At 71.4% G+C, this 14,639-nt stretch carries 14 protein-coding genes; 13 read left to right on the forward strand and 1 reads right to left on the reverse strand.

The window, feature by feature from the left end:
* From AB0J53_RS37025 to AB0J53_RS37080, 12 genes are all read left to right on the forward strand, one after another.
* A complete protein-coding gene (locus AB0J53_RS37025) occupies positions 1-1,011 on the forward strand; it encodes an ABC transporter permease (RefSeq protein ID WP_364180922.1) in 1,011 nt (336 codons plus the stop codon).
* Positions 1,008-1,994, forward strand: coding sequence for a galactofuranose ABC transporter, permease protein YjfF (gene yjfF / locus AB0J53_RS37030; protein WP_364180925.1), 987 nt, complete (start codon positions 1,008-1,010; stop codon positions 1,992-1,994). Before AB0J53_RS37025 ends, yjfF begins: the two co-directional genes overlap by 4 nt.
* A gap of 156 nt (positions 1,995-2,150) precedes the next feature.
* A complete protein-coding gene (chvE, locus tag AB0J53_RS37035) occupies positions 2,151-3,269 on the forward strand; it encodes a multiple monosaccharide ABC transporter substrate-binding protein (protein WP_246645166.1) in 1,119 nt (372 codons plus the stop codon).
* A 57-nt stretch (positions 3,270-3,326) separates the two neighbouring features.
* Positions 3,327-4,856 carry a multiple monosaccharide ABC transporter ATP-binding protein gene (gene mmsA, locus AB0J53_RS37040; protein ID WP_219506799.1) on the forward strand — a complete coding sequence of 510 codons (1,530 nt, stop codon included), beginning with the start codon at positions 3,327-3,329 and terminating at the stop codon, positions 4,854-4,856.
* A 5-nt stretch (positions 4,857-4,861) separates the two neighbouring features.
* Positions 4,862-6,124 (forward strand): multiple monosaccharide ABC transporter permease, encoded by a 1,263-nt coding sequence (gene mmsB, locus AB0J53_RS37045; protein ID WP_357588638.1) that lies wholly within the window; start codon positions 4,862-4,864, stop codon positions 6,122-6,124.
* A gap of 75 nt (positions 6,125-6,199) precedes the next feature.
* Positions 6,200-7,195, forward strand: a complete 996-nt coding sequence (locus AB0J53_RS37050; RefSeq protein WP_364181175.1) for a LacI family DNA-binding transcriptional regulator — start codon at positions 6,200-6,202, stop codon at positions 7,193-7,195.
* A 33-nt stretch (positions 7,196-7,228) separates the two neighbouring features.
* Positions 7,229-8,917, forward strand: a complete 1,689-nt coding sequence (araB, locus tag AB0J53_RS37055) for a ribulokinase (protein WP_364180930.1) — start codon at positions 7,229-7,231, stop codon at positions 8,915-8,917.
* Positions 8,914-9,561, forward strand: coding sequence for an L-ribulose-5-phosphate 4-epimerase (locus AB0J53_RS37060; RefSeq protein ID WP_219506795.1), 648 nt, complete (start codon positions 8,914-8,916; stop codon positions 9,559-9,561). Before araB ends, AB0J53_RS37060 begins: the two co-directional genes overlap by 4 nt.
* A complete protein-coding gene (gene araA / locus AB0J53_RS37065; protein WP_364180934.1) occupies positions 9,558-11,039 on the forward strand; it encodes an L-arabinose isomerase in 1,482 nt (493 codons plus the stop codon). Before AB0J53_RS37060 ends, araA begins: the two co-directional genes overlap by 4 nt.
* Positions 11,040-11,059: 20 nt before the next feature.
* Positions 11,060-12,259, forward strand: coding sequence for an FAD-binding protein (locus AB0J53_RS37070; protein ID WP_364180937.1), 1,200 nt, complete (start codon positions 11,060-11,062; stop codon positions 12,257-12,259).
* A gap of 158 nt (positions 12,260-12,417) precedes the next feature.
* The gene (locus tag AB0J53_RS37075; RefSeq protein WP_364180940.1) at positions 12,418-13,200 is read left to right on the forward strand and encodes an LLM class flavin-dependent oxidoreductase; all 783 of its coding nucleotides are present in this window, start codon (positions 12,418-12,420) and stop codon (positions 13,198-13,200) included.
* A gap of 35 nt (positions 13,201-13,235) precedes the next feature.
* Positions 13,236-13,634 carry a DUF3224 domain-containing protein gene (locus AB0J53_RS37080; RefSeq protein WP_364180943.1) on the forward strand — a complete coding sequence of 133 codons (399 nt, stop codon included), beginning with the start codon at positions 13,236-13,238 and terminating at the stop codon, positions 13,632-13,634.
* A 13-nt stretch (positions 13,635-13,647) separates the two neighbouring features.
* Here AB0J53_RS37080 and AB0J53_RS37085 read toward each other — a convergent pair whose 3' ends face one another.
* Entirely contained in the window at positions 13,648-14,058 is a 411-nt protein-coding gene (locus AB0J53_RS37085; protein WP_364180946.1) for a hemerythrin domain-containing protein, read from the reverse strand.
* A gap of 324 nt (positions 14,059-14,382) precedes the next feature.
* Between AB0J53_RS37085 and AB0J53_RS37090 the strand changes: the two genes are divergently transcribed.
* Complete coding sequence (locus AB0J53_RS37090) at positions 14,383-14,625, forward strand: methyltransferase domain-containing protein (RefSeq protein ID WP_364180949.1); 243 nt, start codon at positions 14,383-14,385, stop codon at positions 14,623-14,625.
* The last annotated feature ends 14 nt before the right edge of the window (positions 14,626-14,639 follow it).

Genomic DNA, 14,639 nt, shown 5'->3' on the forward strand with positions numbered 1-14,639 from the left:
ATGCGGCGGCTGATCTGGCCGCTCCTGATCCTGGCCGCGCTGTTGCTGGTCAACGTGGCCTTCATCCCCGGCTTCCTGTCGGTGGAGGTGCGTGAGGGGCACCTGTACGGGAGCCTGATCGACATCCTGCGCTTCGGCGCGCCGCTCATCCTGGTCTCGCTCGGCATGACGCTCGTCATCGCGACCGGCGGCATCGACCTGTCGGTGGGCTCGGTGGTGGCGATCTCCGGCGCGCTGGCGTGCCTGCAGCTCAGCCAGGACCAGGGCGTGTTCACCGCGATCGTGCTGGCCCTCGGGCTGAGCACGCTGCTGGGCGCCTGGAACGGGTTCCTGGTGGCCGGGATCGGCATCCAGCCGATCATCGCGACGCTGATCCTCATGGTCGCCGGGCGCGGCCTGGCCCAGCTCATCACCGACGGGCAGATCATCACCGTCAACGACCCGGCCTACAAGCTGATCGGCGGCGGCTACTGGCTGACCGTGCCGTTCGGCGTCCTCGTCGTGCTGGCGGTGCTGGCGATCACCGCGTTCCTGACGCGGCGGCTGGCGCTGGGCCTGCTCATCGAGTCGGTCGGCGGCAACGCCGAGGCCAGCCGCCTGGCCGGCATCCGCGCGCGCGGGATCATCGTCATGGTGTACGCGTTCGCGGCCCTGTGCGCGGGCGTCGCCGGGCTCATGATCAGCTCGAACGTGTCGAGCGCCGACGGCAACAACGCCGGGCTCTGGATCGAGCTGGACGCCATCCTGGCCGTGGTCATCGGCGGCACGTCGCTGGCCGGCGGCCGGTTCTCGCTCGGCGGGACCGTGCTCGGCGCGCTCATCATCCAGACGCTGACCACGACGATCTACTCCGTCGGCGTGCCGCCAGAGACCACGCTGCTGTTCAAGGCCCTCGTGGTGGCGGTGGTCTGCCTCGTGCAGTCGCCGGCGTTCCGCGAGAAGGTGTTCCACCGCCGGCGGCGGCCGTCCTCCGCCCGCCCGGCCGAGGAGAAGGTGCGGGTGACGGCATGACGACGCTCTCCCTGGGCGGCGGGCGGGCCGTCCCCGCCAGGTACGTCCCGGTCCTGGTGACGGGGTGCCTGTTCGCGGCCATGTTCGTGGTGGGCGGGATCCGCTACGAGGGGTTCGCCAGCGGGCAGGTGGTGCTCAACGTCTTCATCGACAACGCGTTCCTGCTGGTCGTGGCCGTCGGGATGACGTTCGTGATCCTGACGGGCGGCATCGACCTGTCGGTGGGCTCGGTGGTGGCGCTGTCGACGATGATCTCGGCGAGCCTGATGGCCGGGCCGGGCTGGCCGCCGTACGTGGTGGTGCCGCTGGTGCTGCTCGTGGGGTCGGGCCTGGGCCTGCTCATGGGGTGGCTGGTGCACGCCTTCGACATCCAGCCGTTCATCGTCACGCTGGCCGGGATGTTCCTGGCCAGGGGGCTGTGCTACACGATCGGCACGGAGTCGATCCCGATCGAGGACGCCACGTTCACGGCGTTCGCGCAGACCAGGATCGACCTGTTCGCCGATCTGTGGATCTCGCCGAGCGTGGTGATCGCGGCCGTGGTGGTGCTGGCGGCGGCGTACGTGCTGCACTACACGCGGCTGGGCCGGGCCGTCTACGCCACCGGGGGCAGCGAGCAGTCGGCGCTGCTCATGGGGCTGCCGGTGGGCCGGACGAAGGTCGCCGTCTACACGATCTCCGGCTTCTGCTCGGCGCTCGGCGGGGTGCTGCTGTCGTTCTACATGCTCTCCGGGTACGGCCTGCACGCGGTGGGCATGGAGCTGGACGCCATCGCGGCGGTCGTCATCGGCGGCACGCTGCTGACCGGGGGCACCGGGTTCCTGTTCGGCACCGTGCTGGGCGTGCTCGTGCTGGGGCTGATCCAGACGATCCTCAGCTTCGAGGGGACGCTCAGCTCGTGGTGGACGAAGATCTTCATCGGCCTCCTGCTGTTCGCCTTCATCCTGCTGCAGCGGCTGTTCTCGGCCCGGAGACGCCCCTGACCTGGCCACCTGTGGTTACCGGACCGTTTCCGGGAGGTTACCGTCGTCCATTGACACCAGCGTTGTTAGCGATAACAATCAGCCCAGACGTAATGCGAACTTTGTTCCGGTTTATCACGGTTTAGCACCGCAACCCCCATACGAGGAGAGTCAAGGATGAGGTTGGGACGAATCGGGGGCGTGGTGTCCGCCATCGCGCTCGCCGCGACCATGACGGCCTGCGGCTCCGCCCAGAAGACCATCGACGCCGAGGCGTCCGAGGCCGCCGCGGGCGGCAACGCCGGCGCCCTCGTCGGCGTCACCATGCCGACCAAGTCGTCCGAGCGGTGGATCCACGACGGCGACAACGTCAAGAAGCAGCTCGAAGCCCTCGGCTACAAGGTCGACCTGCAGTACGCCGAGAACGACATCCCCACCCAGGCCAACCAGATCGAGAACCAGATCACCAAGGGCGCCAAGCTCCTGATCGTCGCCTCGATCGACGGCACCGCGCTGACCTCCCAGCTCCAGCAGGCGGCCGACAACAAGATCCCGGTCATCGCCTACGACCGGCTCATTCGCAACAGCCCCAACGTCGACTACTACGCCACCTTCGACAACTTCAAGGTCGGCGTCCAGCAGGCGACCTCGCTGCTGCAGGGCCTCGGCGTCGACAAGGGCGAGAAGGGCCCGTTCAACGTCGAGCTGTTCGGCGGCTCGCCCGACGACAACAACGCCACGTTCTTCTGGAACGGCGCCATGTCGGTGCTCCAGCCGAAGATCGACGACGGCACGCTGAAGGTCAAGAGCGGCCAGACCGACTTCAAGACCGCCGCCATCCTCCGCTGGGACCCGGCCACCGCGCAGAAGCGCATGGAGGACATCCTCACCAAGACCTACACCGGCGGCGCCGAGGTCGACGGTGTCCTGTCGCCCTACGACGGCCTGTCCATCGGCATCCTGTCGGCGCTCAAGAGCAGCGGCTACGGCACCAGCGGCCAGCCCTACCCGGTCGTGACCGGCCAGGACGCCGAGCTCGCCTCGGTCAAGTCGATCGTCGCCGGTGAGCAGTACTCCACCATCTTCAAGGACACCCGCAAGCTCGCCGAGGTCACCGTCAAGATGGCCGACGCCGTGCTCAAGGGCGGCAAGCCCGAGGTGAACAACACCAAGGACTACGACAACGGCACCAAGGTCGTCCCCTCGTACCTGCTCGACCCGGTGATCGTGGACGAGAGCAACTACAAGGACGTCATCATCGGCGGCGACTACTACACCGAGGACCAGCTCAAGTAGGAGCGCGCTCCGGGGGCGGCACGCCCCCGGGGCCCTCCCGGGCGAGGGGCTTGAGACATGACCGACCACATCTTGCGGATGAGCGGGATCACCAAGACGTTCCCCGGCGTGAAGGCGCTGCAGGACGTCACCCTGTCGGTGCGACGGGGCGAGATCCACGCCATCTGCGGCGAGAACGGCGCCGGGAAGTCGACGCTGATGAAGGTGCTGTCCGGCGTCTATCCGCACGGCACGTACGAGGGCGAGATCCACTTCGACGGCGAGCGGGGCGAGTTCGGCGGCATCCGCGACAGCGAGCGCGCCGGCATCGTCATCATCCACCAGGAGCTCGCGCTCAGCCCGCAGCTCTCGATCGCCGAGAACATCTTCCTCGGCAACGAGCGGGCCAGGCGCGGCTTCATCGACTGGAACCGCACCAACTACGAGGCCGCCCAGCTCATGGCGCGCGTCGGCCTGCGCGAGAACCCGACGACCGTCGTCTCCGACATCGGCGTCGGCAAGCAGCAGCTCGTCGAGATCGCCAAGGCGCTGTCGAAGGAGGTGAAGCTGCTCATCCTCGACGAGCCGACCGCCGCGCTCAACGACGACGACTCGGCCCACCTGCTCGACCTGCTGCGCGGCCTGCGTGACGAGGGCATCACCTGCGTGATCATCTCGCACAAGCTCAACGAGGTCACCGCGATCGCCGACTCCGTCACGATCATCCGCGACGGCCGCACGATCGAGACCCTCGACATGGCCACCGACGCGGTGACCGAGGACCGGATCATCTCCGGCATGGTCGGCCGCGCCCTCGACAACCGCTACCCGCCGCACGAGCCGACCATCGGCGCGGAGGTGCTGCGCATCGAGGACTGGACCGTGCACAGCCCCAGCCAGCCGGGCCGCAAGGTCGTCGACGGGGCGGCGCTCACGCTGCGCCGCGGCGAGATCGTCGGCCTGGCCGGGCTCATGGGCGCGGGCCGCACCGAGCTGGCGATGAGCCTGTTCGGCAGGACGTACGGGGTGAACATCTCCGGCAGGGTCTTCAAGGACGGAAAGCCGATCGAGATCCGCACCGTGCAGGACGCCATCCGGCACGGCATCGCGTACGCCACCGAGGACCGCAAGCGCTACGGCCTCAACCTCATCGAGGACATCAAGCGCAACGTCTCGGCCGCCGCGCTGTCCGGGCTGTCGCGCCGGGGCTGGGTCGACGAGCACGAGGAGTACGCGGTCGCCCAGCGCTTCCACAAGAGCATGAACATCAAGGCGCCGAGCGTGTCGAGCGTCGTCGGCAAGCTGAGCGGCGGCAACCAGCAGAAGGTCGTGCTGTCCAAGTGGATCCTGACCGAGCCCGACGTGCTCATCCTCGACGAGCCCACCCGGGGCATCGACGTCGGCGCCAAGTACGAGATCTACACGATCATCAACAGGCTCGCCGACGAGGGCCGGGCCGTGCTGGTGATCTCGTCGGAACTGCCCGAGCTGCTCGGGCTGTGCGACCGCATCTACACCCTCTCCGAGGGCCGCATCACCGGTGAGGTGCCGCGCCGGGAAGCGACGCAGGAACGCCTCATGCATCTCATGACCAAGGGACAGGAGTAGCTCCAATGAGCAGCATCACGCCCGCCGGCGTCCAGGCCGGCACTCAGGGCGGCGGGGGAGGGGAGCCGCGGCGGCCCGGCCGGGTGTCACTCGGCGGCCTGTCGCTCAACCTGCGGGCCAGCGGCATCTACATCGCCTTCGCGCTCATCGTCGTGTTGTTCTCGGTGCTCACCGACGGGGCCCTGCTCACGCCGCAGAACATCTCCAACATCATCGTCCAGAACTCCTACGTGCTGATCCTGGCGATCGGCATGATCCTGGTCATCATCGCCGGGCACATCGACCTGTCGGTGGGCTCGGTGGTCGCGGTAACCGGGGCGCTGGCCGCGGTGCTCATGGTCAACATGGGCCTGCCGTGGCCGCTCGCGCTGGCGCTCACCGTGCTGGCCGGCGGGCTCATCGGCGCCTGGCAGGGCTACTGGATCGCCTACTTCGGCATCCCGGCGTTCATCGTGACGCTGGCGGGCATGCTGCTGTTCAGGGCGCTGACGCTGACCGTGCTCGGCAACCGCGGCATCGGCCCGTTCCCCGACCAGGTCCGCACCCTGGCCAACGGCTTCACCAGCGGCTACCTGGGCAACGTCGGCCTCGGCGCGCTCGGCGGCGCCGACCTGTTCAGCCTGCTCATCGGCGTCGTCGCCATCGCCGGCATGGTCACCGCCCAGTGGCGCTCGCGCGCCGCCCGGGCCGGCTACGGCCAGAGCGTCGAGCCGATGGCGCTGTTCGCGCTCAAGATGGCCGCAGGCGCCGCGGTCATCCTCTTCCTGGTCGTGCAGCTCGCCCGCTTCCACAACCTGCCCTGGGTGCTGGTGCTGCTGGCGATCCTGGTGCTGGCGTACTCGCTGATGGCCAACCGCACGGTCTTCGGCCGGCAGATCTACGCGATCGGCGGCAACCTCCAGGCGGCGGTCATGTCCGGCGTCAAGGTCAAGAAGGTCGTCTTCTGGATCTTCGTCAACATGGGCGTGCTCTCGGCGATCGCCGGCATCATCTTCGCCGGGCGCCTCAACCAGGCGGGCCCGACGGCCGGCAACAGCTTCGAGCTCGACGCGATCGCGGCGGCCTTCATCGGCGGCGCGGCCGTGCAGGGCGGCGTGGGCAAGGTCGTCGGCGCGATCACCGGCGGCCTCATCATGGCCGTGATCAACAACGGCATGTCCCTGATCGGCTCCCCGAGCGAGCGGGTCATGCTCGTCAAGGGCGCCGTCCTGCTGGCCGCCGTCGCCTTCGACGTGTGGACCAAGCGCAGGGCCGGCGCCGCGGGCTGACGGCCGCGCACTACGATCTGCTAGCCGACGGAAGGAGAGAGCGTGGGAGCGATCCCCAGGCGACGCCTGCCTGTCATGGCCGACGTGGCCAGGGAGGCGGGCGTGTCGCACCAGACGGTCTCCCGCGTGCTCAACGACCATCCGAACGTCAGGGCCGACACCCGCGCCCGCGTCGAGGCGGCCATCACCAGGCTCGGCTACCGGCGCAACCTGACCGCCCGCGCGCTGGTCACCCGGCGCTCGCGCACGCTCGGCGTGATCAGCTTCGACACCACCCTGTACGGGCCGGCCAGCACGATCTACGGCATCGAGCAGGCGGCCAGGACGGCGGGCTACTTCGTCAGCATCGTCAGCCTGAAGTCGATCGACGCCGACAGCGTGCGCGACGCCATCGCCTACCTGACCGACCAGGGCGTCGACGGGATCGTGGTGGTCGCGCCGCAGCACTCGGCCAGCCAGGCGCTGGAGAGCCTGCCGATCGGCACGCCGGCCGTCGCGGTGGAGGCCACCCACCGGGCCGACATCCCGGTGGTCCGCATCGACCAGGCGGAGGGCGCCGCGATGGCCACCCGCCACCTGCTCGACCTGGGCCACGAGACGGTCTGGCACGTCAGCGGCCCGGCCGGCTGGCTGGAGACCGAGGGGCGGCTGCGGGGCTGGCGCGAGGCGCTGGAGGAGGCGGGGCGGCCGGTGCCGGAGCCGCTGACCGGCGACTGGAGCCCGCGCGCCGGCTACGAGGCGGGCCGGCGGCTGGCCGCGACGGCCGGGGTCACGGCCGTCTTCGCCGCCAACGACCAGATGGCGCTCGGCGTGCTGCGCGCGCTCTCCGAGGAAGGAGTGAAGGTGCCCGGCCGGATCAGCGTCGTGGGCTTCGACGACATCCCCGAGTCGGCGTTCTTCTCGCCGCCGCTCACCACCGTCAGGCAGGACTTCGACGTCGTGGGCCGCCACTGCATCGAGATGCTGCTGCGGCAGCTCGACGCCGGGCCCGGCCCGTACGAGAGGCTGGTCGTGCCGCCCGGCTTCGTCGTCAGGTCCAGCACCGCACCGCCGGCCGCCGCCGCAGGGTAAGAACCACGTGGCAGCCGTCCCCATCGAACCCCCATGGAGTCACATGTGAACGCTAACAAGTTCGTGGTCGGCGTGGACTTCGGCACGCTCTCCGGACGCGCCGTGGTGGTCCGCGTGTCCGACGGCGCCGAGCTGGGCAGCGCCGTCCACGAGTACGCCCACGGCGTCATCGAGCGCGAGCTGCCCGGCTCGGACGTCCGGCTCGGGCCCGACTGGGCGCTGCAGTCGCCGCAGGACTGGATCGACGTGCTGCGCGTCGCCGTCCCCGCGGCCGTCGCGGCGGCCGGGGTGTCACCCGCCGACGTGATCGGCATCGGCACCGACTTCACCGCCTGCACCGTGCTGCCCGCCACCGCCGACGGCACGCCGCTCTGCTTCGAGACCCCCGAGCTGCCGCACGCCTGGCCCAAGCTGTGGAAGCACCACGCCGCCCAGCCGCACGCCGACCGCATCAACGCGCTGGCCGCCCGGCGCGGCGAGAGCTGGCTGCCCCGCTACGGCGGCAAGATCTCCTCCGAGTGGGAGTTCGCCAAGGCCCTCCAGGTCCTGGAGGAGGACCCCGGCACGTACGAGCGCGCCGAGCGGTGGATCGAGGCCGCCGACTGGATCGTCTGGCAGCTCACCGGCGTCGAGAGCCGCAACATCTGCACCGCCGGCTACAAGGGGATCTTCCAGGACGGCGGCTACCCGTCCGAGGACTTCCTCGCCGAGCTGAACCCCGCGTTCGCCGGCTTCACCGGCAAGCTCGCCACCGGCCAGGTCGGCGAGGACGCGGGCAAGGGCGTCCGGCTGGCCGCGCTCGGCGCGCCCGCCGGCACCCTGTCCGCGCGCGCCGCCGCCTGGACCGGGCTGCCCGAAGGCGTCGCCGTCGCCGTCGGCAACGTGGACGCGCACGTCACCGCCGCCGCCGCGGACGCCGTCGCCCCCGGCCGGATGGTCGCCATCATGGGCACCTCCACCTGCCACATCATGCCCAGCGACCGGCTCGCCGAGGTGCCCGGCATGTGCGGCGTCGTCCGCGACGGCATCGTGCCCGGCCTGTGGGGCTACGAGGCCGGGCAGTCGGCCGTGGGCGACATCTTCGCCTGGTTCGTCGACGCGTTCGTGCCCGCCGCCTACACCCGGCGGGCCGCCGAGCAGGGCGTCAGCGTGCACGCCCACCTGACCGCGCTGGCCGCCGAGCAGGCCGTCGGCCAGCACGGCCTGGTCGCCCTCGACTGGTTCGGCGGCAACCGGTCCGTCCTGGTGGACCACAACCTGTCCGGCGTCGTCCTCGGCCAGACCCTCGCCACCAGGCCCGAGGACGTCTACCGGGCGCTCATCGAGGCCACCGCCTACGGCGCGCGGACCATCGTGGAGACGTTCGAGAAGTCCGGCGTCCCCGTCGAGGAGTTCGTCGTCGCCGGCGGCCTGCTGAAGAACCCCTTCCTCATGCAGGTCTACGCCGACGTGCTGCGCCGCCCGCTGTCGGTGATCGGCTCCGACCAGGGCCCCGCACTCGGCTCGGCCATCCACGCCGCCGTCGCGGCGGGCGCCTACGACGACATCCAGGCCGCCGCCGCGGCCATGGGCAAGCGCACCGAGGCCGCGTACGTGCCGGACGAGGCCAGGGCCGACGCCTACGACCGGCTCTACGCCGAGTACCGGGACCTGCACGAGCACTTCGGCGACGGAAAGGCGCTGCACCGGCTGCGCGCGATCAGGAACGAGGCCAGAGCATGAGGAAGACCGTCAGCGACCTGCACGCCGAGCTGGTCCGCTACAACCTGGTGGCCTGGACGGCGGGCAACGTCTCCGGCCGCGTCCCCGGCGAGGACCTGTTCGTCATCAAGCCCTCCGGCGTCTCCTACGACGAGCTGTCGCCGGAGAACATGGTGGTCTGCGACCTCGACGGCAACCTCGTCGAGGGCGCGCACGCGCCGTCCAGCGACACGGCCGCGCACGCCTACGTCTACCGCAACCTGCCCGAGGTCGGCGGCGTGGTGCACACCCACTCCACCTACGCCTCGGCGTGGGCGGCGCGCGGCGAGGCCATCCCGTGCGTGCTGACCGCGATGGCCGACGAGTTCGGCGGCGAGATCCCCGTCGGGCCGTTCGCGCTGATCGGCGACGACTCCATCGGCCAGGGCATCGTCGAGACGCTCAAGGGCCACCGCTCGCCCGCCGTGCTCATGCGCAACCACGGCGTGTTCACCATCGGCAAGACGCCCGAGGCCGCCGTCAAGGCCGCCGTGATGTGCGAGGACGTGGCCCGTACCGTGCACGTCGCCCGCCAGCTCGGCGAGCCGCTGCCGATCGCCCGCGACGACGTCGACCGCCTGTACGACCGCTATCAGAACGTCTACGGACAGAGGAGCCCGCGTTGAACATCTGGTTTCTGACCGGCAGCCAGGGGCTGTACGGCGAGGACACGCTGCGGCAGGTCGCCGAGCAGTCGCGGCGCATCGCCGAGGCCCTGCCGGTGGCCGTCGAGTGGAAGCCCGTGCTCACCGACGCGGCCGCCATCCGGCGCGTCATGCTGGAGGCCAACGCCGACGACTCCTGCGCCGGCGTCATCGCCTGGATGCACACCTTCTCCCCGGCCAAGATGTGGATCGCCGGGCTCGACGCGCTGCGCAAGCCGCTGCTCCACCTGCACACGCAGGCCAACGTGGAGCTGCCGTGGAGCTCCATCGACATGGACTTCATGAACCTCAACCAGGCCGCGCACGGCGACCGCGAGTTCGGCCACATCCAGACGCGGCTCGGCGTGCCCCGCAAGACCGTCGCCGGGCACGTCAGCGACCCGGCCGTGGGCGAGCGCATCCTGGCCTGGGAACGCGCCGCCAAGGGCGTGGCCGAGGTGCGCACGCTGCGGCTGGCCCGGTTCGGCGACAACATGCGCGACGTGGCCGTCACCGAGGGGGACAAGGTCGAGGCGCAGCTCCGCTTCGGCGTCTCCGTCAACACCTATGGCGTCAACGACCTGGTCGAGGCCGTGGACTCCGCCACCGACGCGGACGTGTCGGCGCTGGTCAAGGAGTACGCCGAGCTGTACACCGTGGCCCCCGAGCTGCTCGGCGAGCGCAACGAGTCGCTGCGCTACGCGGCCAGGATCGAGCTGGGCCTGCGCCGCTTCCTGGAGGACGGCGGGTTCCGCGCGTTCACCACGAACTTCGAGGACCTCGGCGGCCTGCGCCAGCTCCCCGGCCTGGCCGTGCAGCGGCTCATGGCCGACGGCTACGGCTTCGGCGGCGAGGGCGACTGGAAGACCTCGGTGCTGCTGCGCACGCTCAAGGCGATGTCTGACAAGGCGATGTCTGACAAGGAGCGGCCCGGCGGCACGTCCTTCATGGAGGACTACACCTACGACCTGACGCCCGGCGGCGAGCTCATCCTGGGCGCGCACATGCTGGAGGTGTGCCCGTCGATCGCGGCCGGCACCCCGTCGTGCGAGATCCACCCGCTCGGCATCGGCGGCCGGGAGGACCCGGTCAGGCTCGTGTTCGACGCCGAGCCCGGCCCCGGCATCGTCGTCGGCCTGGCCGACATGGGCGACCGGTTCCGCCTGGTCGCCAACGAGATCGACGTGGTGACGCCGCCCCAGCCGCTGCCCAAGCTGCCGGTGGCCCGCGCCGTGTGGCGCCCGCGCCCCAACCTGCGCACCTCCACCGAGTCGTGGCTCACCGCCGGGGCGCCGCACCACACCGTGCTGTCCACGGTCGTCGGCCGCGAGGAGCTGACCGACCTGGCCGAGATGCTGGGCGTCGAACTGGTGATCATCGACGCGGAGACCACGACCGAGCGGTTCACCAAGGAACTGCGCTGGAACCAGGCCTACTACCGCCTGGCCCAGGGGTTCTGACCGTGTGGGAAGGTGGGGCCGTGACGCTGACGAACTGGGCTGGAAACACCACGTTCCGGGCAAGCCATCTGCACCGTCCCACCTCCCTCGACGAGCTCCGGCGTGCCGTCACCGGCGCGCCCCGGGTGCGGGCGCTGGGCAGCGGCCACTCGTTCAACGACGTCGCCGACACCCCCGGCGAGCTGGTGTCCCTCGACCGGATGCCGTACCTGGTGGAGATCGACGAGGCCGCGCGCCGGGTGCGGACCGGGGCGAGCACCACCTACGCCGCGCTCGCGCCCGAGCTGCACGCGCGCGGGCTGGCGCTGGCCAACCTGGCCTCGCTGCCGCACATCTCCGTCGCCGGCTCGGTCGCCACCGGCACCCACGGCTCCGGCGTCGCCAACGCGAGCCTGTCGGCGGCCGTGTCGGAGCTGGAGCTGGTAACGGCCGACGGCTCACTCGTCACGCTGCGGCGCGGCGACGACGGCTTCCCCGGCGCGGTCGTGGCCCTCGGCGCGCTCGGCGTCGTCACCGCGCTCACCCTCGACCTGGTGCCCGCCTTCGAGCTGCGGCAGTACGTACGCGAAGGCGTGCCCGCCGACGCGCCGTTCGGCGAGCTCATGGCCGACGGCTACAGCGTCAGCCTGTTCACCGACTGGCGCGACACCCGCGCGTGGGTCAAGCGTGACGCCGAGCTCAGCGGCGACTGGTTCGGCACCACCGCCGCCGGCGGGCCCCGCCACCCGGTGCCCGGCATGCCACCCGGCAGCTGCACCGGGCAGCTCGGCGTCCCCGGGCCGTGGCACGAGCGGCTGCCGCACTTCCGGGCCGACGCGCCGCCCAGCAGCGCGGGCGACGAGCTGCAGTCGGAATGGCTGATGCCGCGCGAGCACGCCGCCGACGCGCTGCGCGAGCTGCGTGCCGTCGGCGGGCGGATCCGGCCGGTGCTCCAGATCGCCGAGGTGCGCACGGTCGCCGCCGACGACCTGTGGCTCAGCCCCTCCTATGGGCGCGACAGCGTCGCCGTGCACTTCACCTGGGTCAAGGACCCCGCCGCCGTGCTGCCCGTGATCGAGCTGGTGGAGGACGTGCTGGCGCCGTTCGACCCGCGGCCCCACTGGGGCAAGCTGTTCACCCGCCTGCCGGCGTGTCCCGAGCGGTTCGGCGAGCTGGTGCGCCGCTACGACCCGCACGGGCGCTTCGCCAACGACTTCACCCGCCGGCTGCTGGGAGAGTAGCGCCGCCGGCTCCTGCTGGGGCCCGTAGCGTCCGCGCCCGGTTTCCCGGCTACTGCCGGGGGAGTAGCGTGCGCGGCCGGGCTTGCGTCCGGCGGCGTACGGCGGGACCGGTCCGGCGGACGATGCGCCAGGGCGGCCGGCGGGCGATCGTATAGGGCATGATCCCCCATGCCTTCCGGTTCGGCGTCGTCGCCGGCCGCTCGCCCGACTGGGCCGGCCTCGCCCGGCGCGCCGAAAGCCTCGGCTACTCGACGCTGCTGGTCCCCGACACGCTCGGCACGCTGGCGCCGTTCGCCGCCTGCGCCGCCGCGGCGACCGCCACCACCACGCTGCGCGTCGGCACGTACGTGCTGTGCGCCCCGCTGCGCCACCCGCAGGCCGTCGCCTGGGAGACGGCCACGCTGCGCGAGCTCAGCGGCGGCCGCTTCGAGCTCGGCCTGGGCGCCGGCCGGGCGCACGCCGAGGCCGACGCCGCCCGGCTCGGCCTCTCCTTCGGCACCCCCGGGCAGCGGATCGAGCAGGTCGCCGCCACCGCCGACGCCGTCGAGGACGTGCCGGTCCTCATCGCCGCCGCCGGCTCCCGGCTGCTGCGCGTCGCCGCGGCGCGGGCGGCCACGGTCGCGGTCGCGCTGCCGCCCAACGGCACCGAGGCGCAGCTCGCCGCCCGCCTCGACGAGCTGTACGAGCTGGCCGGCGACCGCTTCGACGACCTGGAGCTGAACGTCAACGTCGCCGCCGTCGGCGAGGAGCTGCCCGCCTGGCTGACCGCCCGGTTCGGCCCGCCCGGCGACGACGCCGTCGGCGTGCTGCCCGGCGGCCCTGACCAGATCGTCGAGACGCTGACCAGGCGCAGGGACAAGCTCGGCGTGTCGTACGTGACCGTCCCGGCCGACCGCATCGACGCCTTCGCACCCGTCGTGGAACGCCTCGCCGGTACCTGACCGGACCTGACAGGTATGACCGGCATGCTGGGCGCATGATCGCACAAGGACCCTTCGACACCGCCGGCTGGAACGCCGAGCCGCCCTTCGACGACCGCGACGGCGTCTCGCTCGGGCGCGTCTCGATGAGCAAGACCTTCCACGGCGACCTGACCGCCACCAGCGTCGTCCACCTCACGGTGGTGTCCACGCCGGTGGCGGAGTCGAAGGCGTACGTGGCCGTCGAACGCGTCGACGGAGTCCTGCACGGGCGCAGGGGCTCCTTCGTCGTCCAGCACAGCGCCGCCGACGACCGGGGCGCCCAGTCGCTGCGGGTCAGCGTCGTCCCCGACTCCGGCACCGGCGAGCTGGCCGGGCTGCGCGGCGAGATGACGATCGGCATCGCGCCCGACGGCGCCCACTCCTACAGCTTCGACTACACGCTGGCAGGCTGAGCCGCCCCCGCCGTCAGAGCCCTTCGGGGACCGTGGTCAGGCGGTTGAGCAGGGGGACCAGCTGCTCCTCCTCGTAGTCGAGGTGCGCCTCCAGCTCGGTGGCCAGCCGGTCCAGCTCCTCCCGGACGCCGTCGCCCGTGCCGCTGAGGGCGCGGACGCGGGCGAGCAGCCCGGCCACCACGTGATGCTCCCTCCGCAGCCGCGCCAGCACCTCCGCCAGCTCGGGGTGCTCGCCGTCCAGGTGCGGGAACAGCACCGAGTCCTCGCCCTCGTGGTGCGCGTGCAGCGCGTCGCAGAACGCCAGGCAGTGCTCCCGCAGCTCCGGCGCCCCCTGAGTCCCTTGGCGCAGGGCGGCGAGCTGCCGCCGGAACCCGTCGTGCAGCTTCACCAGCTCATCACCCAGCGCGACCATCCGCTCCGTCATACTGCCCCTTCCGTCTATTTTTCATACGCGTATAGAAAGTAGCATCCAGGGGAACCACTCGCCACGCCCCCTCCGGCGTGAAACGGCCGAGACCTGATGATTCGGTGGACCGAGGCAGGACGACAACGCGAAGCGGCCTGGCGATCGGCCGCCGCAGCGCCACCACCCGCCCGCGTGGCGCGGGCCGGCGACCGGACGAACGCACCACCGCCTACCAGCTGGCCTGCGAAGGCACCGCCCTGCTCTGGCGGGGCGACTTCCACAACGCCCGCCAGCTCCTCAGCGCGCTCGGCCGCCGTCTTCTCCCCGGTACGCGGCGAGTACGTGAACCTGGTCGCCGAGGCGCCCCTGCCGTCCGGACGCGCTGCCTTCGACATCGGCACCGGCACCGGCGTGCTGGCAGCCCTCCTGGCCCGTCGCGGCGTCCGGCACGTCGTGGCCACCGACCTCGACCCCCGCGCCGTCGCCTGCGCCGGCGAGAAGGCCGACCGCCTCGGACCCCAGGGACCTCTCAGAGCCGACTGCTCAGAAGGGACCACCACCCTCTGGCGCCTCACCCACGGCTGACACCATGTGCGCAG

The organism is Nonomuraea sp. NPDC049725 (assembly GCF_040674795.1).
Taxonomy (GTDB): Bacteria; Actinomycetota; Actinomycetes; order Streptosporangiales; family Streptosporangiaceae; genus Nonomuraea; species Nonomuraea ceibae.

Bases quoted from the DNA above. Each gene is read 5' to 3' on its own strand.
- AB0J53_RS37025 (WP_364180922.1), top strand. From the start codon at position 1: ATGCGGCGGCTGATCTGGCCGCTCCTGATCCTGGCCGCGCTGTTGCTG.
- yjfF (WP_364180925.1), top strand. From the start codon at position 1,008: ATGACGACGCTCTCCCTGGGCGGCGGGCGGGCCGTCCCCGCCAGGTAC.
- chvE (WP_246645166.1), top strand. From the start codon at position 2,151: ATGAGGTTGGGACGAATCGGGGGCGTGGTGTCCGCCATCGCGCTCGCC.
- mmsA (WP_219506799.1), top strand. From the start codon at position 3,327: ATGACCGACCACATCTTGCGGATGAGCGGGATCACCAAGACGTTCCCC.
- mmsB (WP_357588638.1), top strand. From the start codon at position 4,862: ATGAGCAGCATCACGCCCGCCGGCGTCCAGGCCGGCACTCAGGGCGGC.
- AB0J53_RS37050 (WP_364181175.1), top strand. From the start codon at position 6,200: ATGGCCGACGTGGCCAGGGAGGCGGGCGTGTCGCACCAGACGGTCTCC.
- araB (WP_364180930.1), top strand. From the start codon at position 7,229: ATGGAGTCACATGTGAACGCTAACAAGTTCGTGGTCGGCGTGGACTTC.
- AB0J53_RS37060 (WP_219506795.1), top strand. From the start codon at position 8,914: ATGAGGAAGACCGTCAGCGACCTGCACGCCGAGCTGGTCCGCTACAAC.
- AB0J53_RS37075 (WP_364180940.1), top strand. From the start codon at position 12,418: ATGATCCCCCATGCCTTCCGGTTCGGCGTCGTCGCCGGCCGCTCGCCC.
- AB0J53_RS37080 (WP_364180943.1), top strand. From the start codon at position 13,236: ATGATCGCACAAGGACCCTTCGACACCGCCGGCTGGAACGCCGAGCCG.
- AB0J53_RS37085 (WP_364180946.1), bottom strand. From the start codon at position 14,058: ATGACGGAGCGGATGGTCGCGCTGGGTGATGAGCTGGTGAAGCTGCAC.